Origin of the sequence: Reyranella sp., from assembly GCF_004297265.1 — a bacterium.
Taxonomy (GTDB): domain Bacteria; phylum Pseudomonadota; class Alphaproteobacteria; order Reyranellales; family Reyranellaceae; genus Reyranella.
This window is the reverse complement of the sequence record NZ_SCUT01000051.1, coordinates 77728-103834: the sequence shown is the minus strand read 5'-3', so window position 1 is coordinate 103834 and position 26107 is coordinate 77728. Positions and strand designations below refer to the sequence as shown.

The following is a 26107-nucleotide window of genomic DNA, read 5'->3' as shown; positions in this document are numbered from 1 at the left end:
CATCCTGGGCGACACCGCCGCAGCCGGCGAGCTGGACGCCCGCACGATCCGCGCCAATGCCGCGCGTGAAGCCTACGGCTATCAGATCCAGGGGCAGGGCTACGGCAATACCGCGATCCTCGAAAGCACCCGTGCCGCGAACTCGACCTACACTTCGAACTATCTGGGTGCCGGCGCGTCGCTGCTGTCAGGCGCCTCGACGCTGGCCGACAAGTGGCGGCGCTTTCAGCAGAACGTACCCGACGCCAGTTTCGGCGGCAAAGGCGGCATCGGCACCATCGACGGCAACACGTTCGGGTAACCCATGGCCATCATCCGCTCCTACAATCAGCCGACCGTCGAGGCGCGCTCGGCGCCGGCCGCCGTCGTGCCGGCCAATGCCCCGGTGGGCGCCTTCGGCAACGCGGCACAGACCGAGGGCAACGCGCAGGCGGCGCGTGTCGCCGGCGCCTACCTGGAGCGCGCCGCCGATACGACGGGGAACATGGCCCTGTCCATGATGGAGGAGGCCAACGAAGCCCGGGTGCAGGAGCTGGCCAACGGCTTCATGTCAGGCACGCAGTTCACGCTCTATACCGACAAGGACGCCTTCTATCGCAAGCGCGGGCAGGACGCGATCAACGGCGCGCAGGCGGCGACAGACAAGCTGCTCGAGCTGAAAAAGGAAGCGCTGGGTCTTGCCGCCAACGACACGCAGCGGAGGCGGCTCGACAAGATTCTGAGCGGTCAGATCGAGCAGGCGACGGGCGGAATCTCGCGGCATGTCTCGCAGCAGGCCGTCGAATGGCAGAAGGGCGTTGCCGAGGGGAAGCAGGCGCTGATCCGCAACCAGGCGGCCCTAGACTGGAACGACGTCGAGAAGATCGACGGGCTGGCCCTGGCGGCGGAGGACACCGCCAAGGCGCAAGCAAAGATCGCCGGGCTGACCGATACCGATGCCGAAAAGGCGATGGTCGCCAAAGCCCGGTCCGACGTCTATGCCACCGTGATCGTGCAGCGCCTGCAGAACGGTCAGGTCCGGTCGGCCTTGGCGCTGCATGACAGGGTTGCCGACAGACTGGACGAAAAGGACAGCATGCGACTGGCCCCGGCGTTGAAGTCGGCGCGGGTCGAGGTCGACGCGGACGACTGGATCGCCCGGAACCGGCCGAACGAGGGCCGGCGCGAGGCCCGGCAATTCTGGGAAGCCAATGGCTATTCGCCCGAAGCGGCGTCTGTGATGGCCGGCCATGAGGAGGCCGAGAGTGGCTTCAACCCGAAGGCGGTCAATCCGAAGGACGGCCGCGACGGATCGGACAGCGTCGGCATCTTCCAGTGGAACGGCGCGCGATCGAAGGCGCTGTTCCAGTTCGCGAAGGAAAACAACCTCGATCCTTACGAACGCAAGACTCAGCGGGAATTTGCGGCGCGCGAGCTGGAGACCACGGAGTCTGCGGCCGGCGCCAAGCTGCGGAGCGCGAAGACCCTGGAGGAGGCCAACAGTGCGGCCTTCAGCTACCTGCGTCCCGCGAAGCAGACGGGCAGGCTCGATCTCGCGCAGGCCGCTCTCAACGACAGGGGTGTGGGTTCCGACAAGGCAAATGCGTCGGCGCTCGTCAATGCGGCGCTCAACGATCCCAACCTGCCACCGGCCGTAAAGGCTTCGATCGCCACGAAGATCAACAAGGAGAGTTCATCGCTGGAGGCGACCCGCTCGGCGACGATCAAGGGTCTCGACGACATGCTGGAGGCGACCTCCATCGCCATGATCGCCTCGCCCGGTACCTACAAGAAGGGTACGCTGGCGACACTCGCGGACGGATACGAGGCGGCCGGCGAGCGGTCGAAGGCTGTGGCGACACGCCTGCAGGCCTCCATGGAGGATACGATCCTGTCCTTTGCGACGGCTCCCAAGGGCGCGCAGGACGAGATCATGCGGAACGTCGCCGCGTCCATCCTGCCCGGAAAGAGCAAGGCACTGGCGGACAGTCTGATCGCGGGCGGCCGGAAGGACCGGGCCGAAGCCACGAAACAGGCCGGCGAGGATTTCGCCGCTCTCATGACTGCCGGCAGCAACGGCGTGCGGCTTGAGACGCTGACAGACAAGGCAAAGGGCGTGGTCGACACTTACGCGGCGGCGGGCGACTTCGCCAAAGCACGCGAGGTGCAGGATTGGTTCAATGCGCAGGTAGGCGCGCAGTCGGTCGGCCAGGCTCCCGCCGCCCAGCTCTCGCAAGCGGCGGCCGAGATGAAAAACCGCATCGAGAGCGGCGAGCAGAGCAATGCGGCGATACAGCAGCTCGACGCCCTGGAGAAGGTGAAGCGCCAGCAGGCGGCCGCGTTGGAGAAGGACGCGCTTGAGGCGGGCTCGACGATCTACAGCCGCGACCTCGGCCCGCTGCCGCCCGCAACAGATTTCGCGGGCCGCGTTGCCTATGCCGAGCAGGTGAGCCGCCGGCAGGGTGGCATGCAGGTGCTGCCGTTCACGGAACCGGAAATCGCCCAGATCAGGACGACGCTGGAGAATGCGCCGCCGGAACAGCAGGCCAAGACCATGCTGGCGCTGGCCCAGATTCCGGCAGAGCACATTCCCGGCATCGCCACGGCCCTGGCGGGCAAGGGTGCTGGCGACCAGCTCAGCCGCTCTTATGCTGCAGCGCTCAGCTTCTATGCCGACAAGGACCCGGCCTCGCGCGAGATCGGCAATCAGATCCTGCAGGGCGCGAAGATCATCAAGGACGGCGGCGATGGCAGCCGCAAGCCGGCGGTGACGTCGGATGCCTGGCAAACGGCCTTGCAAGAGCGCATCGGCAACCTGCTACGCGATGCGGATCCGCGCCAGATGGGTGTGATCGCCGATGCCGTGGCCTCGGTCTACGTCTACCAGATGAACCGCGCCGGCAAGCAAGGAGACAAGACCGATACCGACGTCCTGAATGCGGCGATCAAGGCGGTGGTCGGCGAGCCGGTGGTGCGCAACGGCCAGGCCATCCTGCCGCCCGTGCGCGGAATGACCTCCTACGACATCGACAAGGCGCTGCGCTCGCTGAGCGACGGCGATCTCGACGGTTTACGAACGCTCGAGGGCACACCGATCACGGCCGACGTGATCCAGCGCCGGGGCATCCTGACCAACGGCCGCAACGGCGAGGGCTGGTATTTCGTGCGCATTCCCGATCCCCGCGCCGGTGGTGATGCGCGGCCCGTCGTGAATGCTGATGGTTCCCTGTACCAGATCGACCTGCGCCCGCTGATCGAGCGTGCGGCGCGATTCCCCGAGGGCCTGGCGCCGCTGCCCGATGCCGTCACGCGTGCGCGTGGCCGGGCGCCGGCGAGCCCGACCGAAGGGTTGGTGCCGTAGCATGGGCTTGCTTGACCTCTACTCGAAGACCGCGGGCACGACTGACGCTCCGCTGCAGGCGCTACCCAGCACGCTCGGCGAGCGTGTCTCGGCCACAGCCGACGAGACCTTCGCGCCCGACCGCTACTTCATGATCCAGGGCAGCCGCCGGGATATGTGGCAGAGGGCGGCCGACGAACTACAGAAGGTGACGGGCGAGGCCCTGCCGAATCCCTACATGCCGGTCACGACGGAGGAGATACAGCGCCTCGGGAACGAGCCGGCCGTGCAGGCCGAACGGCGCAACAGGATCATCGAGGCCAGCCGCATGGCCCGCGCCCAAGGCAACGACGATCTGTTCGACCCCGAGAACATCGATCGCCACATCGGCGAGGAATCGGACCGGCGACGGGGGCGCGCGCGAGATCTCGAAGGCACCGGCAACGGCTTCCTGAACTTCCTGGCGGCGGCCGGACTGGAGACGGCGACGCCGCATGGCCTGGTCGGCCTGTTCGTGCCGGCAACGCGCGTTGCCGGTGCCGCCGGGGTGGCGCGATCCTTTCTAGGCAATGTCCTGAAAGAGGGTGCCTTCCAGGCCGGGGCCAATGCCGCGCTTCAGGCTGGCGCCGAAGGACTCGACTTCCTCAGCCGCAGCCAGACCGGCAGCGCCCAGACCGGGGAGGAGATCGCGACCAACATCGCGGGCGCCGCGGTGATCGGCGGCGGGCTCGGCGCCGGGCTTCGTGCCCTGCACCTCAAATGGCTGGGCCTGCCGGAGAAGGTCCGCGCCGACGCGCCGCTCGAGGTGAAGGACGCCTTCCGCGCGATCGAGGGAGACGTGCTCTACAGCGGGAAGAACCGGCTCGGGATCGACGCCCTGTTGCACGAGCGCTTCGTCGAGCAGTCGATGGACCCGATCCTGCGCGGCCGCGCACCGGACTTCTCTGGGCTCGCCCGGTCGATTGACACGCCCTTCACGGCGCTGGGAACGGTCCTGCGCACCCTGCCGGACGAGGTGGGCCTCCGTGGCCTCGAAGGGCTGGGAACGGCCATGGACCGCGTCCGGGCGCTGCCGGACCGTGAGCTGGAGACCTTCGCCCGCGAGATCGCGCCGCGCCCGTTCGAACGGCTCGACGGCGTGCAGGCCGAGATCGCCCAGGTCCGCGCGCAGCTCGACGAACTGAACACCCGTACGCCCAGCGCCGCAGACCTGCTCGACCCCGACACGGCGATGCGCCTGCGCGAGATCGAGAGCGACCTGTCGGCGCCGGCGCTGAGCCGCCGGGAGCGTCAGGCGCTGGAGGACGAGCGCGAGATGATCATGGCCTCGGTCGATCCCCGCGACCGGCTGCCGAAGCAGGCGGAGAAGGCGCAGCGCGCAGAAGCCGCCGCCCTCGAAAAGCAGATCGCCAAGCTGGAGGAGAAGCGGGACGAGCTGGCGCCCAAGGCCGAGAAGGCGGTCGCGGACCTGCGTCGCAAGCTCGACCGCTATGCCTTTGCGCCGGGCTTCGAATGGGCGGGCAAGCCGGATCAGCCGTGGACCGGGCCGCGCATTGCCAAGGACCTCGGCTTCACGGTACCGGCGGATCTAGACACGGCCATTCAGCGGGCCGAGTTCGCGCGTCAGGTCCGCATGCTCCGCGAGGTCGCGCCCGAGCCGCCTCGCACGCCACCGGCTGAGCAGATTGCCGAGCCGCCGAAGGAAATCACACCCGAGGCACAGAAGGCGCTCGATACCGAAGTCGCCCGCCTGGTCGAGACCAGCCCTGACCTGCGGGTCGAGATCAACGGCCGGACGATGTCGGCAACCGATGCGCTGGCCGATGCAGACCGTATGGCGAAGGACGCACAGGCCGCGCTGGGTTGCGCGATGGGGAGCCTCTGATGGCGATCGACGACTGTCTGAACGCCGCCGTGAAGGCCGGCCGGCTCTCCGAACAGGGCTCGGCCGAGTACAAGCAGCGGATGAAGGATGCCGAAGCGCTGGCGGCGGAACGGGGCATGGCGGGCCCGGCGGCCTACATCTTCGCCACCACCGAAGCCGCCAAGGCCATGGAGAAGCGGGCGACCTCAACCCGGGCTCAGATACAGCAGACCATCCTTGCTATCGACCGCGCGTGGTCTGACGCGAACGGCCACGGCAATGGGCTCTTTCGTGGGCTCGAAACCGTGTTCGGACAGAACATCCGAGGCGGCGGCACAGGGGCCTCGATCGAGGGCCGCCGCATGGCGCTGCTGGCCACGATGCAGAGCCAGCTGTCGGACTTCCTGGAGGGCGTCCGCTCGACGAGCTTCGGGTTGAAACAAAACCCGATCCTGCCGCGGCATACCGTCCGCGCGCTCTATGGGCGCGACGTTGGCGATAAGGCTGCTACCGATGCGGCAAAGGCGTGGACGAAGACCATGGAATGGTGGGTCGCCCGTATGCGCGAGGCCGGCGTGCCCATTGGGCGGCTGGAGGACTGGCGGCTGCCGCAACACTTCGACCCGCTGGCGGTGAAGGCGCTGGACGAGGCCGGCTTCGTCGACCGCATGGAAGGCTGGTGGCGCGAGGGCAAGCTGGCGCTGCGCGATTGGAGCCAGGACGGCGAGGCCATGCTGCGGCCCGGCGTCGACGACGACAGGGTGCGCGACATCCTGAGCGGCGCCTATCGCAACATCACGACCAACGGTGCCGACAGCATCGAGCCGGGCGCGGTCCGATCAGCGACCATGGCCGATCGCTACGGCCGCCGCCGCGCCTTTGAGTGGACCTCCGATGAGGCGTGGCTGGAGTTCAACCGCGAGCTGGGCGTCGGCGATGATGCGGTCGGCGAGCTGATGGTCCGGCACCTCGACCACATGGCACGGGATCTGGCGCTCTCCCAGACGCTCGGGCCCGATCCCGATGCCGCGGCGCGCACGCTGATGCAGATGGCACGGAAGGCCGGCCTGTCCGACCGCCGGCTGGGCAACCTGCAGGACATCTATTTCCACAGCTCGGGGAAGGCCGCGACACCGGTCAGCAATGCCCTGGCGCTGGCGGGGCAGGGCATCCGCTCCGGCCTCGCCTCGGCCCAGCTCGGGGGCGCGGTCCTGTCGGCGCCGACCGACTTCGCCTTCACCCAGGCGACGGCTGCCTGGAACGGTCTCAGCATGACCAAGATCATGTCGCGCTACGTCGAGGGGCTGAACCCGGCCAACAAGGCGGACCGGCTGACGGCGATGCGGCGAGGGCTCATCCTGGAGAACGGGTTGCGCGGCTTGCACGATGCGGCGCGCGACGCGATCTCCGACACGCTGTCCCGCAAGGGCACGGGTGCCTCACTCGAAACCGGCCTGTCGGGTGCGGCGCGAATCGCCGGACGGGCGGCCGAGGTTGTCATGCGGGCTCAGGGGCTGGCGCACCACACCCAGATCCTGCGCGACGCCGTCGGCATGGAATTCCAGGGGCATTGGTTCGACCAGGCCGGCAAGAGCATGGGCGAGCTGTCGGGCCTCGATCGCCGGACACTGAAGCGCTACGGCGTCACGGCCGAGGAATGGGACCTGCTGCGGACCGGCGCGAAGGATGCGCGCGGCTTCATCGACCCGGCACGGCTCGCCACGGAAGGCACGGCAGCCGAACGCGAGGCCGCCCTGAAGATGCTGGGCGCGATCGCCATCGAGCAGCGAATCGCGGTCCCCGAGGCGAACGTCGTTACGCGGGCCTTCTGGATGGGGCAGACGAGGCCCGGCACCGTGACCGGCGAATTCATGCGCTCGGCGCTGCAATACAAGGGTTTCGCAATGTCGGCCGGCCTGATGCACGGCTGGCGGATGGTCGAGAGCCTGATGGACCGCGAAGGCCAGATGTTCCGGGGCCAGTACATGGCCGCTCTCGTGATCCAGGCCACAGTGCTGGGGGCGGTTGCCCTGCAGCTCAAGAACATCGCCGGAGGGCGGGACCCCGAGCCGATGTTCTCCGACAAGAACCCGTTCTTCTGGGCCAAGGCGGCGGCTCAGGGCGGTGCCGGCGGCATCATCGGCGACCAGGTCAAGGCCATGTTCGCGACCAAGAGCACGGGTGACGCGGCGCGACTTCTCTCGCCGACGGCCGCGCTCGCGCTCGATCTTGGGGCCTTCTTCGGGGGCAATGTCAGCCAGTCGCTCGCGGGCGAGCAGAGCAACACCGGCCGGGAGGCGGTGAACCTGCTGCGGAAGTATCTGCCGGAGGTGTTCTATACCCGGCTCGCGACCGACCGGCTCGTCTGGGACACGCTGCAGAAGATGGTCGATCCGGACGCGGCCGGCGCCTTCGCGCGCATGCAGGAGCGGGCGCGCAAGGAGCAGGGGACATCATTCTACTGGCGGCCCGGCAGCACGAGTCCACGGGCTCCGGACTTCAGTCGCGCGCTGCAGTGAGGTACAAGAGCGGCGCGGGGACAGATGGAGGATGATGAAGCGTCTGCTGACCCTGGCCGCCCTGGTGGCGAGCGCCCCCGCCTATGCGCAGGACTTCGATCCGAGAGACCCGGTCACCGGGAATGGGCTGCTGGCGATCTGTAGTCTGGATGACCCCGTGAGCCGCACCGCCTGTGGTCTCTACATTCGGGGCTTGGACCACATGCTCAACACTCTGCAGGTGCACGGGCAGGTTCGCGAGATCGATTGCTCGCCTGACTCATCGACGTCCAATCAGAAGCGCGACGTGTTCATCGGGTATCTGAAGGCCAACCCTCAAACTCGGCACCTTGGATCGCCGCTTCTGTTCATGCGCGCGATGGCTGAAGCATTTTCTTGTTCGATGCCGCAGGCGCGGCCACGCGTCGACAAAAGATTCTAGCCGCGAATATCCTGGATGTCAGTAAAGTGCGCGAGTAGGTAATTCGCAAACACCTTCATTGCAAGCGTTTAGCCTAGCTTAGTTAGGATCGCATGGATTGTAGTTATTGCCGTCGTTGCTCCGCCAACAATAATTGTGAAAAAGGGCTTATCGGAATCAATTACCTGAGCCCACAATCTGAAAACAAAGTTGCGAATCCACAGAGATAGAAAGGAAAGGAAAAATAGTGCTGAGAAGGCAATTCTGATTCCATTGGTTAGCAAGTCCGCGACCTCCTGCGGCCACACACGGACAGATACGCCGGATATTGGACCGTCGCGAGCCCCCATCAAAAAGACGAAGACCAGCTCCGACCAATCCCAAATCCACATACCAGGCGTCGCCGTAAAGTAGAATGTGCTGAGTCCGGAGTAGAGGCTGTTAGCAATAGGCTTCCAAACCATGAATAGCAGTACATTGACTGCCAACAGCGCGATGAAGGCGACACCAAGTAAAGAGGGGGGCGAGCGAGTGGTGGCCAAGGAAACGCTCCTTGTCACTGAGAGGGATAGAGCAATGAAAACGAAGAGAATCAGGAAGCTTACTATGACAAAGTCGGCATCCAAGATCCCTGAGGGGTCGAAGTCTATCAGTAGGAGGCTGCGCGGATAGTCGGAAAAGAGAAAACTCAAAGAGGCAATGGCGAAAGCCGCCAACATGCGGCGCAAGGAAAGCAGCCGGCTTCCGACAAAACTGTCCATCAACGACAGTGCGGCTTTTGCTTCGACGACTCCGAGAGAGCGCCATTTGAGCTCGCTGAGCTGCAGCCACCATCCAGCTTGCCGCTCACGAAGTCGCTTCTTCTCCGTTCTAGTCATCATGAAGTCCACAAAACCTGCGATGGTTGTGGGAACGCCGATTGTGATCAGAAGGAGTATGCCTTCTTCGACTGTCATTTCTTTATATCGGCCACCAAGGCGGGGTTGTATAAGGATAGTCAGTACCATTGCAAGAAGTCGGCCGGTAGTGTGCTGCGGGGTCGTTAGCGACGTCCATGCCAGGTGTCGATGAGGCTAGGGGCCGACAATCAGCGCGTCGTGCCGCCGACCGTGAGCTGCGGCCCCCGATACGGCTCTGGTGCCGGCCGCGTCTCGATCCCGGACTCCGCGATCCAGCGCTGCATGGCCTCAGCCTCGGCCGGCGTGGCGAAGTGGATCAGCTTGAAGTCGACGTCCGCGGGCAACCAGCCAGCCACGGCGTACCACCCGGCAGGCCCAGCGATGCGATCGGCGGCCGCTTTCATCTCCGCGGCGTCGGCCGAGCGGAAGGGCTCCGTCCGATGCAGGCGGGCGATGTGGGGAAGTTCGCGCATGCGGATCTGGTGACTGTTCCAGCTGCGCTTTGGACGGGCCATGGTCGTTCTCCGGTTGGGCGCGGCCCCACGCCCCGCCGCCCGGTTCTGTCTCGGCGGATTCCTAGTGCCGGTGGCAGGAGAGGGCGACGGTCGTTTGCACATGCCTTTACGCCCTTCGTGCATTGCGTCCGCCGCTTGCGGTGCAAGCCGTACTATCGCTTGTGCGATCTCATCGGTTGGTCTGCCGCGCAGCGAATGGCCCATGACTGCTACAACGGCCGGGAGCACGCGGTACGCGCGCTTTTCTGATGCATCGGAGTACCGACACGGGTAGCCTTGTCTGCGTCGTAGTTGGGGGCAATGCGATGAAATTCACATTAAAAATATGGGCTGTTGTGTTGGCCGGTCTCGCGCCACTTTCGCAGGCATGCGCTTGGGGCAGTGAAGGGCACGAGATGGTTGGGGCGATCGCCGACGAGCTTCTGGTCAACACCGAGGCCGGAAGACAGGTCCGCACCATCCTGGGCTACAACCTCTCGGAAGCCGCGAAGTGGGCGGATTGCATCCGCTCCATCAAGAAGGAAGACGACTTCGAGCTCGACCATGCGCCCAGCGGGGAGTGCAAGCAGTTTGCCCCCCCAGCCGAGCAGGATCGAATGGAAAACTACGTCGAGCGCAACTGGTCCAACTGTGCTTCCCGCCCGCCGGGTGGGTGCCACACCGAGTATCACTTTGCAGACGTCGACATCCGTCGCGACGGTTACAGCCGGCAGTTCATTGGAACGGGGCCGACGGACATCGTCGTTGCGATCAACAGTGCGGTCCTGGTTCTCCAGGGTAAGCCGCCCTTGGAACGAATCTCGATCAAGGACCGGAAGGAGGCGATCCTGCTGATCGCCCATTTCGTGGGCGACATCCACCAGCCACTTCACGTCGGCTCGGTTTATCTGAACGAGAAGGGGGAACTGGTCGATCCAGACGCCTTGCCGAAGCAGGCGTGGGCGCTCTCGAAGATAAACCGCGACTATCACACGCGAGGTGGTAACTCGCTTGTCTTCAGCAGCGGCCAGAAGCTTCATGGTGTTTGGGACAGCATCAGCTGGAACCACGACAAACTCGCACCTTTTGTCGCCCGGGCGAAGGCGGTGCCGCCAACGCAAGCCCAGGTCGACATGCTTGCGGCGCTGTGGGCGAGCGAAAGCGTCAAACTTTCTCGACGCGCATTCGATGGGCTGGAGTTCAGCGACAAGGGCGACGATCACAAGTGGCGCATCTCGGCGAGCGATCCCGGCGCCTACAAGACAAAGGTCGACGAGATCCAGAAGGCGCAAGTGGCGAAGGCAGGCGCCCGCCTCGCCGAATTGCTGCAACAAATTTGGCCGGAGTGAGTATGGAAAAGCTGACGCTGTTGAATGGGGAGGATCGCTGGTTCTTCCCCAACCGGGTGACGTTGGTCGCGCTCAAGGGAAAGGGCTCCACCGTCGGCGGTATTGGCCGGGCAATTATCGGAGTGGCAGAGCCCTTCGACGAAGTCACCGCCCGGCTCGACGACCCCGACCAGTTCGCCAGGTTCGAGAAGGAGCCCAAGGTGCCGGTCTGGGTGAGGGTGTCCGCGGTTTCGTGGGTCAGCCCCCCTACACCGGCGCGAGACGACGGCATCAGGGCCCAGATCGGTGTCGGCGGCGACGCAATCGGGGTGACAGCCTCGGTCGAAGACGTCGTAACCGAGCTAGAGAGGATCCAGCGGGCCGGTGGCGCGGTCGTCTAACGACGGATCCTCTTCTTGTAAGATTGCGGTGCTCGGAGGAGGTCGTAACCCCGACGGCACATCAAATGACAGCGCGGTCGCATACGGAGGCCTCGCAAACGGTGGAGAGGACTGTGCGGAGAGTGCGGCGATTCTTGGCGGGTGTTGCAGCGGTGCTAGCAATCCTGGTCGGTATCAAGGCCAGTCTTGTTCAGCTTTTGCCGGCCGATATCGAGAACGTCGTCACCAGCTGGTATGCATGGGGATATGACCTTCTTAGCGCCGACTGCAAGCTGGACGGGAAATGGAAATGCGTCGGTCCCAATTGTGGTCGAGAGGAAAGGATCCCAACGATCTCAAAACTTGATGGCGGCTATCTTTTGACAAATGAGAAAGCGGGGAGCCCTCCCGCATCGGCAATTTCAGTGAAGCCGCGAATCATCTACGCCCCGTCGTGGGGCGGGAACGGGATGTTCCTAAGAGCCTCCGCAGACTGCAAACGCTTGGATCCAGTCGTGGACAACGGGACCCACTGGGAAAGGCGATAGCGCGGTCCGCCCTGATGACTAGAGCATGGTCGGCGGTCATGGCTGCAGACTGAGGCCCTACAGGAAATGTTGAGCGAGGCGCGCGAGGATCAGGATCGCCACCAAGGCCTCGGGGCCGGCCTGAAAGCGGAAGTAAAGGCTGCGGACCATCAGGGTAATCGCGATCATGCCAGGCTCCTTCGCTGGAGGCGCCCTCAATGGGCGGCCATCTGTGGGACCTTCATGAACCGGACTGAGACAATGCAAGGCCGAAAAGGAGCGACGGAAGGTTTAGACAATTCGGCAATTTTCCACAGGGTTTTAGACATAGCGTCAAGCCGCCAAGTCATTGATCTTGCTGGCCGGACCGCCCGCCTGAAAATCGCAGTGTCGGTGGTTCGACTCCGCCCCTGGGCACCATTCTTCCTTCTGACATCAGCAAGTATACGAACCCAATCCGCCCAAGATGGGCGGCTATTGGCATGCCTGATCGCATCCGAGGCTGTCGTGCGGCGCATTGGAGCACGGTGGACCCCCGGGGTGATCTCGCCCGAGGCTTCCGGGTTCCGTGAAGTCCGCCATGCTAACCTTGTCATTTTACGCGCTACCGCCCCCTCTCGCAGGTCCATAGTCGGTTGTATCGGCCGTCCGACGTAACAGCAGAAAGGATGTGCCGCGGATCCACGAGGAGAATTCACTATTGTTCTCAATTCATCCCTTCTGAAGAAATTTGATGACTCTGCCGCGGGGCTGACTGCAAGATGTTCCCTGGGGGAGGGACGACCGGCGACAGGAGCATATTCAGAGGGGAACAAGCGTCATGGGCACATTGGGTTGGACAATCTACCGGCCGGAAGGCCTGGTCATTGTTCGCGGCGCGGGTGTGTTCAATCTTTCATTCATCACGTCGTTCCGGAAGACCGTGCGGGCAGAGGGCCCAGTCGGCTATTGTAAATTGTTCGATTTGAGCCGCGCCGACATTCAGCTCAGCAGCGACGATCTCCGGGCCATGGTTGCCAGTATCCGCTTCACCAGCGCCACGACCGCGGGGCCCATCGCGATCGTCGTGGGCAGGACCCCGCCACCCCTGTTGGTGGAGATGGCGATTCTCCTGAAGCACCGGATAGGGGACCGCCGCCGATTGCGCATCTTCACTGACGAGCCAGATGCAAGAGAGTGGCTTTCCTTCGAGGGCCCGACCATGGGCCTTTCCAACGAGCTTTTCCGGCTCCCGTTTGAGACAGCGGTGAGCGATAGCCTCGGGTGTTGAGTCGGTCGGATGATGCCGGCAGAGCCCGACAGCTCTCCAGCGATCATCCTCACGGTCCATTGGGAGGGAAACAAATGTCCGACGAAGAAGCGCGTCGTCTCCTCCATTCGCGCCACTTCTGCATCGACCGGCTCGTCGAAGTGAAGGCCGAGCTGGGCCGCCTTCAAGCCGAAGACCTCGAACTGAAGTCCAAACTGGACGGCGCCGAGGAAGTGGAGGCCGGCGACATGCGACGGCGCAGAAGGCACCTGAGCCGTCGGCTCAATGAACTGAAAGCCGAACGTGCCGCACTGGCAGTCGAGCTGCAGGAATCGACCGACAAACTGAAGATGATCCACCAAGCCTAACTCTTCGGCTTCACTCAGGTATCGGGGGTGGTGGATTGGGCGGTGCTGGGCAAGCACCCATAGGACCGCAGATGGACGAAACAGCGGGGAGGTGACAGGATTTCGACGCGACATTGGCTTGCCATCCCGCCTGTGAGACCAAGACATGTCCCTTCGAGGTGATGTTGCCTTCAACGTGGACTGGGCGCGGACCCTGACCGATCCGCAGGCTTTCGCCCATGAGCAGCGTTGTCTCGGCTACGCGTGGACGTTCCTCGGCTTCACCGGGGACGTTGCGAAGGACGGGGACTGGTTTCGCGCCTCGCTGGCGACCCGGTCGGTCTTCGTCCAGCGGTTCGGATCGGAGTTGAAGGGCTTCGAGAATGTCTGCGCCCATCGCTTCTATCCCCTGCGCACCGGTGACAGGGGCAATGGGCCCATTGTCTGCAACTTCCATCACTGGCGATACGACAAGGACGGTTCCGCGATCGGTATTCCGAAGTGCCAGGAAAATTTCGGCACGGTGTCGCGCGCGCTGGGTGCGCATCTCACCCCGATCGAAATTGCGACCTGTGGTACGCTGGTCTTTGGTCGGTTCACCGCACCGGGGAGGCGCGAGCCGCTCGAAGACTTCCTCGGGCCCGGCTTTCCGATCCTCGAATTCCTGTCACGGCCCGACCGCAAGCCGCTCGCGCTGTCGCACGCGCTCGAGGCCAACTGGAAGCTCGGCCTGCAGATCAGCTTCGACGACTATCACACGGTCGCCGTCCATCCGACGACCTTCGGGAAATCCGGGTACCTGGACCGGGAAAAGCTCACCTACGCCCGCTTCGGCGCCCACAGCGCGCTGATCAACAGCAACCGGCCTCAGGTCTTCGAGGAGATGTCGGTGGCCTGCGCCGACGGTTCCTTCCGTCCGACCTGCTATTGCATCCTGCAGATCCTGCCCCATTTCGTGCTGGCCTTGTTCAGGACGGATGGCGACAATTTCAGTTGCTGCATACAGCAGTTCGCTCCCGTGGCGCCCGACCGGACGCTGTTTCGCGCCTGGCTCTATCCTGCGCCCGTTCCGGCCGAAGGCCCGTGGAGTGCGCGCCTGTGGCGCCGCCTCAGCGATCCGGTCCGCGGTCGTTTCGTGCTGCACTATTCCCGCCGTGTCATGCGCGAGGACAACCGGATCTGCGAGGGCGTGCAGACGGTCGCGCACCAGATCGAGAGGCCGCCCTACCTCGCCGTCCTCGAGGAACGGATCGGTTGGTTCGAGCAGTCCTATCGGCAGCTCGTTGCGGAAGGAGAAGTCTTTCTTCGGGACAAGAGACAGAACGCCTCCTCGTGACGAACTGAAGGGCAAGCGGATTACCCACCTTATGTGGTTCTGCAGGGCGACATTTTCGATCGATAGTGAGCCTCGAGCCCGTACCCATAAATAAATGTCTCCCGTGTGCCTCGGGAGGGAGAAATCGGCGCCTCTCATTCGTCTTATGAATGAGAGGTAATCGCAGCGTGGTTCCGTCATGACCGGTTTTTCCGTCCTTGTCCGCCTCATCGCGGCCATCGGTGGCGGTTACGCCGTGGCCGCTGGTCTGGCCGCGCTGGCGGCCGTCGCCCTGCCGGCCGGCGGCTTGATGGCACGCAGCGAGGCCGTGGTGCTTGCCTCGATGCTGGCCTTCCTCGTTTATCTGGCGCTGCTGATCTGGGCCTTCGCGGACCGACGCCTCGCGCGTCTCTGCGTCGTCATGGCCACTGCAGGGATCGCCTCGTGGGGTTGCGCCTGGGGTCTCCTGCGTCTGACCGCAGGCGGCTGAAGATGGTGCCGATTCTCCTGCTGGCCCTGGCGCTCGCCTGCTATTTCGGCTTTGCCCTTCTGGCGCTGAGCCAGGATCGCCATTGGGAGCGTGCCGGCGGAGGGCGTGACTGCCCGGCGCGGCTGGTGCTGCCCCTGCGGATCGCGGGTTACGCTTTCCTGCTGGCCTCCCTTGCGCTCGCTTTGTGGCGCGACGGCCCGAGCTTCGGATCGCTCGTCTGGGCGACCATGCTCAGCGTCGGCGCGATCGCCGTGACCTGCACTCTCACCTGGCGCGCCAACTGGCTGCGCCCTGTCGTTCGCACTCTTCAGGGTATCGCGTAATGCTGCTTCGTCGTCTGCTGATTCCGCTTCTGATGTTTCCCTCGCTGGCATGGGCGCAAGCGCCGGCCGCGACGGAGCCTGCGCCGCCGGCTGAGTCGACCGCCCCCGCGACTCTTCCGGCGTCAACGTCGGCGCCCGATGCCGCCGCCTCCACCGACGCCGCGCCGCCTCCCGCCCCGCCGGCAGCTGCGGCGCCGTCGCAGGCGGTGCTGCCGAAGGACCTGTCGGTGTGGGGGATGTTCTTGGCAGCGGACTGGGTGGTGCAGGGGGTGATGATCGGGCTGGTGGTGGCCTCGGTGCTGACCTGGACGGTGTTCGTGGCCAAGACCCTGGAACTGGCGATGGCGGTGCGGCGGCAGCGGCGGCTGCTGGTCGCGTTGGACTCCGCGCCCTCGCTCGACAAGGCGCCGGCCAGCGACCTGGTGACGGCGGCACAGGCCGAGCAGAGGCTGAGCGCCGACACGGTCGACGATCGCGACGGCGTGAAGGAACGCGTGGCCTCGCGGCTGGAGCGGCTGGAGGCGGCGACGGGCCGGCGCATGCTGAAGGGCACGGGTGTGCTGGCGACGATCGGCTCGACGGCGCCGTTCGTGGGCCTGTTCGGCACGGTGTGGGGGATCATGAACTCCTTCATCGGAATCTCGCGCTCGCAGACGACCAATCTCGCGGTGGTGGCGCCGGGCATCGCCGAGGCGCTGCTGGCGACGGCGCTGGGGCTGGCGGCCGCCATCCCTGCGGTGGTGATCTACAACCACTTCTCGCGGCGCGTGTCGGCCTACCGGGCGCTGGTCGGCGACACGTCGGCGGCCGTATTGCGGCTGGTGTCGCGCGACTTGGGACGGAGGTAGCCCGATGTCGGTGAAGCTCGACCATGGCGACGACGAGCTGGCGGAGAACCACGAGATCAACGTGACGCCGTTCATCGACGTGATGCTGGTGCTGCTGATCATCTTCATGGTGGCGGCGCCCCTGGCGACGGTGGACGTGCCGGTCGACCTGCCGGTGTCGACGGCGGAGCGGCAGCCCAAGCCGGACGTGCCGCTGTTCCTGACCTTGAAGGGCGACCTGTCGTTCGTGCTGAAGGACACGCCGGTGAGCCGGGAGGCGCTGGCGAAGGCGCTGGACGAGGCGACAGGGGGCAAGAAGGACGAGCGCATCTTCCTGCGCGCCGACAAGTCGGTGCCCTATGGCGAGCTGATGCAGGCGATGAACGTGCTGCGGACGGCGGGCTACTTGAAGGTGGCGCTGGTCGGGCTGGAGCAATGAGGGAGACGGCCCGCTGGGTCGGCGCGTTCGTCTTCGTGCTGGCGCTGCACGCGGGCGCGATCCGGATCGCCTTGGGCTGGGCCACCGCCGAGGTGCCGTATTCGCCGCCGCCGGCGGCGATCATGCTGGAACTGGCGCCGCTGCCGGCGGCGCCGGAAGCCCTGCCCAACGAGGCGCCGCCGGGACCGGAGCTGAGCGAGGTGATCCCCGAGCCCGAGGAGCCGCCGCCGGTGGAGATGCCGCCGCCGGTGCTGGCGGAGGTGATCTTGCCGGAGCCCGAGCCGCCACCGCCGCTGGACCTGAAGCCGCCACCGCCGCCGAAGCCGGTCGAGAAGAAGGTCGAGAAGAAGCCGCCGCAACCCAAGGTTTCCGCGCCGCAGGCGGCGCCGGAGCAGGCGCAGACGGCGGCGGCGCCGATGCCGGGCGCCTCTGCCGAGCCGCCGTCGGCGACCCTGCCGACCTGGAAGGGGCTGCTGCTGCGCCATCTCGAGCGGCACAAGCGCTACCCGTCGGAGGCGCAGCGGTCGCGGCACGAGGGCGTGACCTATGTGCGGTTCACGATGAGCCGCGACGGCCGCATCCTCGCCGCCCGCATCGAACGGGCCTCGGGACATGCCGCGCTCGACCAGGAAGGGCTCGAACTGCTGCAGCGCGCCCAGCCGCTGCCGCCGCTGCCCCAGGACCAGCCCGGCGAGAGCCTCGAGATCGTCGTCCCCATTCAGTTCTTTCTCAAGAGGTGAGCGGATGGATCGGCTGGAGGATCTCTGTCGCGAGCGCGGCGTCCGGCTGACGGAGCAGCGGCGCATCGTGCTGGAGGTGCTGGAGGCCGCGACCGATCATCCCTGCACCTTCGAAATCCACCGCCGCGCCTCGGCAGGACGCCGGATCGGTGTGGCCACGGTCTATCGGGCGTTGAACAGTCTCGCGACGGCGGGCATCGTCACGCGCCACGTCTTCCGCGATGGCAAGGCGCGCTACGAGCGTGCAGGCCGGGCAGTCCATCCGCACCTGATCGACGTTGCCACCGGCGAGGTGGTCGAACTCGACGACGAGGGTGGCCTTGCCCGCATGATCGAGGAGGAAGCCCGCCGCATGGGTTTCCACCTCGTCGAGTACAGGTTGAAGCTGTTCGGCGAGAAGAACTGACGTCTCACGGCAGGCTGCGCCGCGCCGCCTCGCGCTGGTTCGACAGGGTTGCCGCCACCATGAAGAAGGCCTTGATGCTGCGGCGCATGCTCTCGCTCTTCAGGCAGGCGACGTAATCGCTGCTGGTGATCCTGGCATCGCGGAAGTGCAGGGTCCGAAAGCGCGTCGAGGCGCTCGCTTCCAGGTCCCAGATGATGCTGAAGCCCAGGCCGGCGCCGACCGCTTCGCAGACGGCCTCGCGGCTGCCGAGTTCCAGCACCGTGCGGGGCCGGACGCCGGCCTTCGCCATCGCGGCATGGGTGACGCGTCTCGTGTTCGACCCTTCCTCGCGCGAGATCATGGGCTGGTCCTGAAGCTCGGCCAGCCGCACGTTCTCGCGGCCGGCCCAGGGATGGTCGTTGCCTACGATCAGCACGGCCGTGTGCTTCCACAGCGGCATGGCGTGGATCTGCGGATGGCGCTCGACGCCGGGCAGGATGGCGAGGTCGGTGCGCCGCTCCATCAACTGCTCGCGGACGAAGCGCGTGTTGCCCATGGCGACCGACAGCTCGATATTGGGATAGCGCGCCAGGAAGCGGGCGAACACACCCATGGCGATGTGCGGCCCGTCGGCGGTGAGGCTGAGCTGTCCGCTTTCCAGCTCCGCGGATTCGGTCAGGATCTCACGCATCTGTTCTTCGAGGCTCGAATAGCGGCGCGACATCCGGAACAGGCGTTCGCCCATCTCCGTGAGGCGCACCGCCCGGCGAGACCGTTCGAGCAGCTTCACGCCATAGCGTTCCTCCAGCGCCTTCACTTGGATGGTGACGGCGGGCTGGGTCAGCCCCAGGGCTTCGGCGGCCCGTGAAAAGCTGCCGTGATGGGCGACGGCGTCGAAGGCGCGGATCTGTGTATGCAGCATGCCGTTATATTAATAATTTTTAAGTTACAGAAGTAATATTAAATTGTCCTATCAGTCCGCGCGCCCGATGATCATGGGAGGGGAAGGGGGCAATTGATGGTCGCGCGGAGGAACATCCTCTTCATCGTCATCGATCAGTGGCGGGCCGATGCACTTGGGTGTGCAGGCAATCCCGTCCTGAAGACCCCGAATCTCGACCGGTTGGCCGCCGACGGCGTGCTCTGCCGCCGCCATTTCGTGCAGGCGGCTCCCTGCGGTCCGTCGCGTGCGGCGCTGCTGACCGGCACCTACCAGCACAATAACGGCGTCATGCGGAACGGCACGCCGCTGGCGCGCCGCTTCACCAACATCGCCCTGGAGTGCCGCAAGGCAGGCTACGATCCGGCGCTGTTCGGCTACACCGACACGACGGCCGATCCGACCGGGCTGCCACCCGACGACCCGGCGCTGCGGACCTACGAATCGGTCATGCCTGGATTCGCGCCGGAGCTGCACCTGCCGGAATTGCCCTATCCGTGGATGGCCGATCTCAAGGCCAAGGGATATCCCTTCGCCGACGACGTCACGGAGATCTACCGGCCGGCCAGCCCGCCGGGCGACCGTGGACCGACCTTTCCGGCGGCACGCTTCAAGGCCGAGGACAGCATCACCGCCTTCCTGACCGATCGCCTGCTCGACTACATCTCGGTGCGTCGCGACGGATCGTGGTTCGCGCACGCGGCTTACATCCGCCCGCATCCGCCCTTCATCGCGCCCGAGCCCTACAACACGCTCTACGATCCGGCCGACATGCCGCCGCCCCGTCGCGCCGCGACGGTGGAGGCGGAAGCCGCACAGCATCCCCTCCTGGTGAGCTATCTCAAGTCGCAGAACCAGGCGAGTTACTTCGTCACCGGGCAGGGGCTGGTTGCGGATCTCAGCGCCGGAGATGTCGCACAGCTGCGGGCGACCTATTACGGCATGGTGCAGGAGGTCGACGATCAGGTCGGTCGCTTGATCGACAGGCTGAAGGAGTGGGGCCTCTACGACGACACGCTGATCGTCGTCACTGCCGATCACGGCGAGCTGCTGGGCGACCATTGGATGCTCGGCAAGCAGGGCTATTTCGATGAGGCCTACAACGTGCCGCTGATCGTGCGCGATCCGCGCGCCGCCGCCGATGCGTCGCGCGGCGCCAGGATCGAGCGCTTCACCGAGGCAGTCGACGTCATGCCGACTGTCCTCGATTGGCTCGGCCTCGACATTCCGCGCCAGTGCGATGGGCGGTCGCTGCTGCCTCTGCTGCACGGAAGGGTACCCGAGGACTGGCGCCGCGCGGTGCACTGGGAATTCGATTTCCGCGGGCTTGGCGCCGCCGATTCGGAGACGGCGCTGGGTGTGCCGATGGACGCCTGCTCGCTGGCGGTAATTCGCGACGAACGCTTCAAGTATGTCCATTTCGCCGCGCTGCCGCCGCTGTTCTTCGATCTCGCAGCCGACCCGCACTGCTTCAACGACCTGTCCAGTGACCCTGCCGCGGCTCCGGCCATGCTCGCCTACGCCCAGAAGATGCTGTCGTGGCGCATCGTTTCGAACGCCCGCGACCTCACCGGCATGCATGTTTCGTCCAAGGGCCTCCACGTTCGCCCCTGATCAGGAGAAGGAATCCATCATGAGGAACAGGTTGCTCGGCGCCTTCGCCGGAATAGTCTCCGCCTTCGCCGCCTCGGTCGCCGCGGCCGCGCCGATCGAGATCCAGTTCTGGCACCCGACGCTGGGACCGATCGACGATGCGCTGAAGCAGCAGATCGACAGCTTCAACAACGCCCAGACCGCCTACAAGGTCGTGGCCTCCGGCCGCGGCACCTACGACGAGACCTTCAACGCCGCGATCGCGGGCTTCCGCGCGAACAAGAGCCCGCACCTGCTGGTCGTGATCGGCCAGGGCACGCAAAGCATGCTGCTGTCGGGCGCTGTCTACCCGGTGCAGGACCTGCTGGCGGCCGAGGGCCACAAGATCGACTGGGACAACTACATCCAGCCGGTGCTGAACTACTATCGCACCAAGGACATGAAGCTCCTGTCGCTGCCGTTCAGCGTCTCGACGCCGATCCTCTGGTACAACAAGGACGGCTTCGCCAAGGCGGGTCTCACGCGGCCGCCCGCGACCTGGGACGAGATGGGCGAGTACCTGACCAAGCTTCGCGCCGCGGGCTTCGAGTGCGGCTACACCTCGGGTTGGCAGCAGTGGGTGCATGTCGACAACTATTCGACGATCCACGACCTCCCGATCGCCACCCTGCATAACGGGCTCGATGGTCTGAACGCCGTCTTCACCTACAACAAGACCGATGTGGTGAAGAACATTGCGCGGCTGCAGTCGTGGGTCGCCGATGGGCGCTACACCTATTCGGGCCGCCAGGGCAGCAGCGCGACGCCGGCCTTCGCCTCGGGCCGCTGTGCGATGATGACCCATTCCTCGGCGGTCTTCTCGTCGCTGCAGGCCAGCGCCAAGTTCGCCTTCGAGGCAGCGCCCCTGCCTTACGAGGCCGGCACGACGCCGCACAACAGCCTGATCGGCGGCGGCGCGCTCTGGGTGCTGAAGGGCCACAAGCCCGAGGAGTACAAGGGCGTCGCGGCGTTCCTGGCGCATCTCGCCAGCCCCGATCAGCAGGCCAAGTGGCACAAGGACACCGGCTACATGCCGATCACCAAGGCCGCCTACGAGAAGGTCAAGGCCGAGGGCTACTACGACAAGTATCCGCAGCAGGAAGTCGCCATCACCCAGGTCCAGCGCGGCACGCCGACGCTCAACACGATGACCGTGCGGCTGGGCAACGCCAACCAGTACGTCGCTGCCCTCGAGGAGGAGATGGAGGCGGTCTGGGCGAACAAGAAGACGGCGCAGCAGGCGATGGACGATGCGGTGCGGCGCGGCAACGAGATCCTGCGCCGTTTCGAGCGGCAGCGCGGCAACTGAGCGGCGGCGGCGCGACGGGCTGATGCCATGATCAAGCGGGTGAACTTCCAGCGGCACAAGCCGCTGGCCTTCCTGCTGCTCGCGCCGCAGATGCTCGTACTGACCATCTTCGTGTTCTGGCCTGCGGCCCAGGCGCTCTATCAGGCCTTCACCGTCACCGATCCGTTCGGCCAGCACTCGACCTTCGTCTGGTTCGACAATTTCCGCGACGTGCTGACCAGTCCGGAGTATTTCAACTCGATCTACCGTACCGCCATCTTCAGCACCGGCACGACCGTCTCGGCCGTGCTGGCCGGTCTCGCCTTCGCGGTGCTGGTCGACCGGGTCGTGCGGGCCAAGTCCGTTTACCGGCTGATGATCATCTGGCCTTATGCCGTGGCGCCGGTGCTGGCCGGCGTGCTCTGGCTGTTCCTGTTCCATCCGATATACGGCGCCATCGCGCTGATGCTGAAGCAGGGCTTCGGCATCCCCTGGAACCCGCTGCTCGACGGCAGCGACGCCATGCTGCTGGTCATCGTGGCCGCCGCGTGGAAGCAGGTGAGCTACAATTTCGTCTTTTTCCTCGCCGCACTGCAGGCGATTCCGCGCTCGCTGATCGAGGCGGCGGCGATCGACGGGGCGGGGCCGATCCGGCGGTTCGTCAGCATCGTCTTTCCGCTGATCTCGCCCACCACGTTCTTCCTGCTGGTGATCAACGTCGTCTACGCCTTCTTTGACACGTTCGGAATCATCCATGCCCTGACCCAGGGCGGGCCCGGCGGCGCCACCGACATCCTGGTCTACAAGGTCTATGCCGACGGCTTCCTCGGCCTCGATCTCGGCCTGTCGGCAGCGCAGTCGGTGATCCTGATGATCCTGGTGATAGGGCTGACGGCGGTCCAGTTCCGCTTCCTCGAGCGGCGGGTGAAGTACGCCCAATGATCGAACGGACCCCGAAACTCGACCTCTTCTGTCACCTGCTCCTGATCGCGGGCGTGATCGCCGTCTGCCTGCCGCTCTACTACGCGCTGATCGCCGCCACCCATACGCTGCCCGACGTGCTGCAGGTGCCGATGCCGCTCACGCCAGGCAAGGAGCTGCTGGTCAACCTGAAGGCTGCCGTCGAGCGTGGCGACCTCGGCCGCCAGCTCCTCAATTCACTGATCGTCTCGGTTGGCGTCACGGTGGGCAAGATCGCCGTGTCGATCCTCTCCGCCTTCGCCATCACCTATTTCCGCTTTCCCTTCCGGATGACCGCCTTCTGGCTGATCTTCGCCACGCTGATGCTGCCGATCGAGGTGCGCATCGTGCCGACCTACGCCGTGGCCGCCCATCCGCTGCAGGGGCTGGGTTGGCTGCTCGACGAGACGGGCCTGCGCGGTCCGCTGGAGAGCCTGACCGGCTGGAACGTCGAGGCGGTCGTGAAGTGGAACCTGCTCGACAGCTATGCCGGTCTGATCCTGCCGCTGATGGCCTCGGCCACCGCGACCTTCCTGTTCCGCCAGCTCTTCCTCACCATCCCGGAGGAGCTGCTGGAAGCGGCCAAGATCGACGGCGCGTCGCCGATGCGCTTCCTGATCGACGTGCTGTGGCCGATGTCGCGCACCAACGTGGTGGCGCTCACCGTCATCCTCTTCGTGTTCGGCTGGAACCAGTATCTCTGGCCGCTGCTGATCACGACGGAGGCCAGCATGACGACGGCGGTGATCGGCCTGTCCAAGCAGATCTCGGCCGCGCCGGAAGCCGTGCCGAAGTGGAACACGCTGATGGCCTCGGCGCTGCTGATCACGCTGCCGCCGGTGCTGGTGGTGATCGTGCTGCAGCGCTGGTTCGTCAAAGGCCTCGTCGACTCGGAAAAATAGCGGAGCATTCCTTGGCCACCGTCGACATACGCAAAGTCGAGAAGTCCTACGGGCCCGCGAAGGTCCTGCATGGGGTCGACCTCGATATCCGTCACGGCGAGTTCGCCGTCATCCTGGGGCCGAGCGGCTGCGGGAAATCCACGCTCCTGCGCATGATCGCGGGCCTGGAGGAGATCACCGGCGGAGAGATCGCCATCGACGGCCGGGTGGTCAACCGGCTGGAGCCGCGCGAGCGCGACATCGCCATGGTATTCCAGAATTACGCGCTCTATCCGCACATGAGCGTCGCCGAGAACATGTCCTATTCGCTCAGGATCGCCCACGCTCCCAAGGCGACCATCCGCGACAAGGTGGCAGGCGTCGCGGGCATCCTGGGCATCGGCGACTTCCTCGGTCGCAAGCCCACGCAGCTGAGCGGCGGCCAGCGCCAGCGGGTCGCCATGGGCCGCGCCATCATCCGCGAGCCCAAGGTCTTCCTGTTCGACGAGCCATTGTCGAACCTGGACGCCAAGCTGCGCCACCAGATGCGAACCGAGCTGAAGCGCCTGCATCTGCGGCTCGACGCCACCTCGATCCTGGTGACGCATGACCAGGTCGAGGCGATGTCGCTCGCCAACCGCCTGATCGTGATGAACGCCGGCCGGGTCGAGCAGGTGGGCTCGCCCGGCGAGGTCTATGCGCGGCCCGCGACCCTGTTCGTGGCGGGCTTCATCGGCTCGCTGCCCATGAATTTCTTCGAGGGAACTGTGACCGGTGACGGGCGGGCGATCGTTCTTGCGGGCGGCGCTTCGATCGTGGCCGGCGCCGAGCGGATCGGCCTGCCGGGGCAGCAGGTCGTCGTCGGTGTCCGACCCGATGCACTCACCTTGGCGCCGCCGCAAGCCGGCGGCCTCGACGGGCGGGTCGAGCTGGTCGAGGATCTGGGCAGCGTGAAGCTCGTGCATCTCGACGACGGCCGGGGCGGATTCGTAGTGGCGGTGCCGCCCGACACGGAGCTGGGGGATGCCACACAACGCGGCGCGATCGTGCGGGGCAGAGACGTTCACGTGTTCGACGCCAAATCGGGCGAGCGCCTCTAGCAGAGCGGGATCAGGAGGAAGACGATGGAACTGCGTCAGTACGCAGCCCTGAGCGCGGTCGAGATGGCGCGCCTGGTACGAGAGGGCGAGGTCTCGCCCGTGGAACTGGTCCAGGCGTCGCTGGATGCGATCGAGGAAACCGAGGCCCGCGTCAACGCCTACAGCGCCGTCTTTGCCGAGGATGCGAAGGCGCGGGCGGTGACGCTGGAGAAGGAGGCGCGGGCCAAATCGTTTCGCGGTCCCTTCCACGGGGTGCCGGTCGGCATAAAGGATCTCTTCCTGGTCGAGGGTTACAGGACGCAGCGCGGTTCGAAGCTCTACGTCGATTCGGTGGCGAGCGAGACGGCGCCGTCGGTCGAGCGTCTCCTCGCGGCGGGCGCGGTCATGGTCGGCAAGACCACGACGCCCGAGCTGGGCTGGAAGGCGACGTCCAATTCGCCGCTCTACGGCGTGACGCGCAATCCCTGGGACGTCTCCAGGACCGCCGGCGGGTCGAGCTCGGGTTCGGCCGTCGCCGTTGCCGACGGCACGGTGCCGTTGACGCTGGGCTCGGACGGCGGCGGCTCGATGAGGGTGCCGGCCTCGTTCTGCGGCATCTTCTCGCTGAAGGCGACGCTCGGGCGCGTGCCGACCTATCCGCTGAGCCCCACCGAGCATCTCTCGCACGCCGGCCCGATGACCAACAGCGTCCACGACTACGCGCTGGCACTCGACGTGCTGCAGGGGCCGGATGCGCGCGATCCGCAGGCATTGCCGGCAGCCTCGCTCTCTTATCTCGAGACGCTGGGCGATCTGCCGAAGCTGCGCTGCGTGCTGGCGCCGACCCTGTTCGGCGCGGCCGTGGCGCCGGGTATTGCCGGCGTGATCGGCAGGACCTTCGACGAGATCAAGGCGCACCTCCCGGTCGAGATCGTCGAGGCGAAGATCGATTGGCCCGATCCGATCGATATCTTCGATGCGCTCTGGGTGGCGCGCGGGGCGCTCTATGCCGGCTTGAAGCCGGAAGACATCGTGCGTATCGACCCGGGATTCGCGCGCATGGTGGCGCGCGCGCCCTCGATCAGGCTCGAGGATCATTTCCGGACCCTGCAGGCGCGCGCCGCCTTCAATCGTTCGGTGGCCGAGTCGTTCGAACAGTTCGACCTGCTCGTCATGCCCATGGTGCCGGTCGAGCCCTTCGCCGCGGAAGATGACGGGCCGAAGGACATGGATGGGACGCATCCCGTACCATGGGCACGCTGGACGCCTTTTTCCTATCCCTTCAACATCACGGGCCAACCCGCTGCGTCGGTGCCGTGCGGCTGGTCACCATCGGGCCTGCCGGTCGGCCTGCAGGTCATCGGGCGGCGCTTCGCCGAGGAGCATGTGCTGCAATTCTGCGTCGCCTGGGAGAGGCACTTCAATTGGCGGCAACGCGCGCCCGCCGTCTACGCCGGCACCTGACGATCCGAAGCCTCGCCA

At 65.6% G+C, this 26107-nt stretch carries 24 protein-coding genes and 1 pseudogene; 22 read left to right on the top strand and 3 right to left on the bottom strand.

Annotated elements, in window-relative coordinates:
• The 5 genes and pseudogenes from EPO41_RS23595 to EPO41_RS23575 form a co-directional block, all read left to right on the top strand.
• Positions 1-301 (top strand): annotated as a pseudogene (locus tag EPO41_RS23595) (hypothetical protein); the annotation flags it as partial.
• Positions 302-304: 3 nt separating this feature from the next.
• On the top strand, positions 305-3340 hold the full coding sequence (locus EPO41_RS23590) for a phage tail tip lysozyme (RefSeq protein WP_296330656.1): 3036 nt from the start codon (positions 305-307) through the stop codon (positions 3338-3340).
• A gap of 1 nt (position 3341) precedes the next feature.
• Positions 3342-5204: a hypothetical protein gene (locus EPO41_RS23585; protein WP_296330654.1), complete on the top strand. Its 1863-nt coding sequence runs from the start codon at positions 3342-3344 to the stop codon at positions 5202-5204.
• Positions 5204-7702, top strand: a complete 2499-nt coding sequence (locus tag EPO41_RS23580; RefSeq protein WP_296330652.1) for a hypothetical protein — start codon at positions 5204-5206, stop codon at positions 7700-7702. Before EPO41_RS23585 ends, EPO41_RS23580 begins: the two co-directional genes overlap by 1 nt.
• 31 nt (positions 7703-7733) lie before the next feature.
• Positions 7734-8123: a Rap1a/Tai family immunity protein gene (locus tag EPO41_RS23575; protein ID WP_296330650.1), complete on the top strand. Its 390-nt coding sequence runs from the start codon at positions 7734-7736 to the stop codon at positions 8121-8123.
• A 68-nt stretch (positions 8124-8191) separates the two neighbouring features.
• Here the strand turns inward: EPO41_RS23575 and EPO41_RS23570 are convergent, their stop codons facing one another.
• Positions 8192-9058, bottom strand: a complete 867-nt coding sequence (locus tag EPO41_RS23570) for a hypothetical protein (RefSeq protein ID WP_296330647.1) — start codon at positions 9056-9058, stop codon at positions 8192-8194.
• A 131-nt stretch (positions 9059-9189) separates the two neighbouring features.
• Positions 9190-9516, bottom strand: coding sequence for a hypothetical protein (locus EPO41_RS23565; protein ID WP_296330644.1), 327 nt, complete (start codon positions 9514-9516; stop codon positions 9190-9192).
• 305 nt (positions 9517-9821) lie between these two features.
• On the opposite strand from EPO41_RS23565, the gene EPO41_RS23560 reads away from it, so the two are divergent.
• The 11 genes from EPO41_RS23560 (at position 9822) to EPO41_RS23510 (ending at position 17866) form a co-directional block, all read left to right on the top strand.
• The gene (locus tag EPO41_RS23560; RefSeq protein WP_296330642.1) at positions 9822-10844 is read left to right on the top strand and encodes a S1/P1 nuclease; all 1023 of its coding nucleotides are present in this window, start codon (positions 9822-9824) and stop codon (positions 10842-10844) included.
• A 2-nt stretch (positions 10845-10846) separates the two neighbouring features.
• Positions 10847-11224 (top strand): hypothetical protein, encoded by a 378-nt coding sequence (locus tag EPO41_RS23555; RefSeq protein ID WP_296330640.1) that lies wholly within the window; start codon positions 10847-10849, stop codon positions 11222-11224.
• A 1326-nt stretch (positions 11225-12550) separates the two neighbouring features.
• Positions 12551-13000: a hypothetical protein gene (locus tag EPO41_RS23550; protein WP_296330639.1), complete on the top strand. Its 450-nt coding sequence runs from the start codon at positions 12551-12553 to the stop codon at positions 12998-13000.
• A 74-nt stretch (positions 13001-13074) separates the two neighbouring features.
• Positions 13075-13347, top strand: a complete 273-nt coding sequence (locus EPO41_RS23545) for a hypothetical protein (RefSeq protein ID WP_296330634.1) — start codon at positions 13075-13077, stop codon at positions 13345-13347.
• 145 nt (positions 13348-13492) lie between these two features.
• Positions 13493-14662: a Rieske 2Fe-2S domain-containing protein gene (locus EPO41_RS23540; protein WP_296330632.1), complete on the top strand. Its 1170-nt coding sequence runs from the start codon at positions 13493-13495 to the stop codon at positions 14660-14662.
• A gap of 178 nt (positions 14663-14840) precedes the next feature.
• Entirely contained in the window at positions 14841-15131 is a 291-nt protein-coding gene (locus EPO41_RS23535) for a hypothetical protein (protein WP_296330630.1), read from the top strand.
• Positions 15132-15133: 2 nt separating this feature from the next.
• A complete protein-coding gene (locus tag EPO41_RS23530; protein ID WP_296330629.1) occupies positions 15134-15454 on the top strand; it encodes a DUF3325 domain-containing protein in 321 nt (106 codons plus the stop codon).
• Positions 15454-16302, top strand: a complete 849-nt coding sequence (gene exbB / locus EPO41_RS23525; RefSeq protein WP_296330625.1) for a tonB-system energizer ExbB — start codon at positions 15454-15456, stop codon at positions 16300-16302. Before EPO41_RS23530 ends, exbB begins: the two co-directional genes overlap by 1 nt.
• A gap of 4 nt (positions 16303-16306) precedes the next feature.
• Complete coding sequence (gene exbD, locus EPO41_RS23520) at positions 16307-16720, top strand: TonB system transport protein ExbD (protein WP_296330622.1); 414 nt, start codon at positions 16307-16309, stop codon at positions 16718-16720.
• Positions 16717-17460: a TonB family protein gene (locus EPO41_RS23515; RefSeq protein ID WP_296330619.1), complete on the top strand. Its 744-nt coding sequence runs from the start codon at positions 16717-16719 to the stop codon at positions 17458-17460. The genes exbD and EPO41_RS23515 overlap by 4 nt, the downstream gene beginning before the upstream one ends.
• Before the next feature lie 4 nt (positions 17461-17464).
• Positions 17465-17866 carry a Fur family transcriptional regulator gene (locus EPO41_RS23510; RefSeq protein WP_296330616.1) on the top strand — a complete coding sequence of 134 codons (402 nt, stop codon included), beginning with the start codon at positions 17465-17467 and terminating at the stop codon, positions 17864-17866.
• Between the two features lie 4 nt (positions 17867-17870).
• Here the strand turns inward: EPO41_RS23510 and EPO41_RS23505 are convergent, their stop codons facing one another.
• Positions 17871-18767, bottom strand: a complete 897-nt coding sequence (locus EPO41_RS23505; protein ID WP_296330613.1) for a LysR substrate-binding domain-containing protein — start codon at positions 18765-18767, stop codon at positions 17871-17873.
• A 96-nt stretch (positions 18768-18863) separates the two neighbouring features.
• Between EPO41_RS23505 and EPO41_RS23500 the strand changes: the two genes are divergently transcribed.
• Genes EPO41_RS23500 through EPO41_RS23475 form a run of 6 tightly spaced genes read left to right on the top strand, consistent with a single transcriptional unit; the run spans position 18864 to position 26089 of the window.
• Positions 18864-20399, top strand: coding sequence for an alkaline phosphatase family protein (locus EPO41_RS23500; RefSeq protein WP_296330611.1), 1536 nt, complete (start codon positions 18864-18866; stop codon positions 20397-20399).
• Positions 20400-20418: 19 nt separating this feature from the next.
• Entirely contained in the window at positions 20419-21726 is a 1308-nt protein-coding gene (gene ugpB / locus EPO41_RS23495; RefSeq protein WP_296330608.1) for a sn-glycerol-3-phosphate ABC transporter substrate-binding protein UgpB, read from the top strand.
• Positions 21727-21753: 27 nt separating this feature from the next.
• Complete coding sequence (gene ugpA, locus EPO41_RS23490) at positions 21754-22647, top strand: sn-glycerol-3-phosphate ABC transporter permease UgpA (protein ID WP_296330605.1); 894 nt, start codon at positions 21754-21756, stop codon at positions 22645-22647.
• Positions 22644-23567: an ABC transporter permease subunit gene (locus EPO41_RS23485; protein ID WP_296330602.1), complete on the top strand. Its 924-nt coding sequence runs from the start codon at positions 22644-22646 to the stop codon at positions 23565-23567. The genes ugpA and EPO41_RS23485 overlap by 4 nt, the downstream gene beginning before the upstream one ends.
• An 11-nt stretch (positions 23568-23578) precedes the next feature.
• On the top strand, positions 23579-24646 hold the full coding sequence (gene ugpC, locus EPO41_RS23480) for a sn-glycerol-3-phosphate ABC transporter ATP-binding protein UgpC (protein WP_296330599.1): 1068 nt from the start codon (positions 23579-23581) through the stop codon (positions 24644-24646).
• A 24-nt stretch (positions 24647-24670) separates the two neighbouring features.
• Positions 24671-26089, top strand: coding sequence for an amidase family protein (locus EPO41_RS23475; protein WP_296330597.1), 1419 nt, complete (start codon positions 24671-24673; stop codon positions 26087-26089).
• Positions 26090-26107: the final 18 nt, after the last annotated feature.

Bases quoted from the DNA above. Each gene is read 5' to 3' on its own strand.
- EPO41_RS23590 (WP_296330656.1), top strand. From the start codon at position 305: ATGGCCATCATCCGCTCCTACAATCAGCCGACCGTCGAGGCGCGCTCG.
- EPO41_RS23585 (WP_296330654.1), top strand. From the start codon at position 3,342: ATGGGCTTGCTTGACCTCTACTCGAAGACCGCGGGCACGACTGACGCT.
- EPO41_RS23580 (WP_296330652.1), top strand. From the start codon at position 5,204: ATGGCGATCGACGACTGTCTGAACGCCGCCGTGAAGGCCGGCCGGCTC.
- EPO41_RS23575 (WP_296330650.1), top strand. From the start codon at position 7,734: ATGATGAAGCGTCTGCTGACCCTGGCCGCCCTGGTGGCGAGCGCCCCC.
- EPO41_RS23570 (WP_296330647.1), bottom strand. From the start codon at position 9,058: ATGACAGTCGAAGAAGGCATACTCCTTCTGATCACAATCGGCGTTCCC.
- EPO41_RS23565 (WP_296330644.1), bottom strand. From the start codon at position 9,516: ATGGCCCGTCCAAAGCGCAGCTGGAACAGTCACCAGATCCGCATGCGC.
- EPO41_RS23560 (WP_296330642.1), top strand. From the start codon at position 9,822: ATGAAATTCACATTAAAAATATGGGCTGTTGTGTTGGCCGGTCTCGCG.
- EPO41_RS23555 (WP_296330640.1), top strand. From the start codon at position 10,847: ATGGAAAAGCTGACGCTGTTGAATGGGGAGGATCGCTGGTTCTTCCCC.
- EPO41_RS23550 (WP_296330639.1), top strand. From the start codon at position 12,551: ATGGGCACATTGGGTTGGACAATCTACCGGCCGGAAGGCCTGGTCATT.
- EPO41_RS23545 (WP_296330634.1), top strand. From the start codon at position 13,075: ATGTCCGACGAAGAAGCGCGTCGTCTCCTCCATTCGCGCCACTTCTGC.
- EPO41_RS23540 (WP_296330632.1), top strand. From the start codon at position 13,493: ATGTCCCTTCGAGGTGATGTTGCCTTCAACGTGGACTGGGCGCGGACC.
- EPO41_RS23535 (WP_296330630.1), top strand. From the start codon at position 14,841: ATGACCGGTTTTTCCGTCCTTGTCCGCCTCATCGCGGCCATCGGTGGC.
- EPO41_RS23530 (WP_296330629.1), top strand. From the start codon at position 15,134: ATGGTGCCGATTCTCCTGCTGGCCCTGGCGCTCGCCTGCTATTTCGGC.
- exbB (WP_296330625.1), top strand. From the start codon at position 15,454: ATGCTGCTTCGTCGTCTGCTGATTCCGCTTCTGATGTTTCCCTCGCTG.
- exbD (WP_296330622.1), top strand. From the start codon at position 16,307: ATGTCGGTGAAGCTCGACCATGGCGACGACGAGCTGGCGGAGAACCAC.
- EPO41_RS23515 (WP_296330619.1), top strand. From the start codon at position 16,717: ATGAGGGAGACGGCCCGCTGGGTCGGCGCGTTCGTCTTCGTGCTGGCG.
- EPO41_RS23510 (WP_296330616.1), top strand. From the start codon at position 17,465: ATGGATCGGCTGGAGGATCTCTGTCGCGAGCGCGGCGTCCGGCTGACG.
- EPO41_RS23505 (WP_296330613.1), bottom strand. From the start codon at position 18,767: ATGCTGCATACACAGATCCGCGCCTTCGACGCCGTCGCCCATCACGGC.
- EPO41_RS23500 (WP_296330611.1), top strand. From the start codon at position 18,864: ATGGTCGCGCGGAGGAACATCCTCTTCATCGTCATCGATCAGTGGCGG.
- ugpB (WP_296330608.1), top strand. From the start codon at position 20,419: ATGAGGAACAGGTTGCTCGGCGCCTTCGCCGGAATAGTCTCCGCCTTC.
- ugpA (WP_296330605.1), top strand. From the start codon at position 21,754: ATGATCAAGCGGGTGAACTTCCAGCGGCACAAGCCGCTGGCCTTCCTG.
- EPO41_RS23485 (WP_296330602.1), top strand. From the start codon at position 22,644: ATGATCGAACGGACCCCGAAACTCGACCTCTTCTGTCACCTGCTCCTG.
- EPO41_RS23475 (WP_296330597.1), top strand. From the start codon at position 24,671: ATGGAACTGCGTCAGTACGCAGCCCTGAGCGCGGTCGAGATGGCGCGC.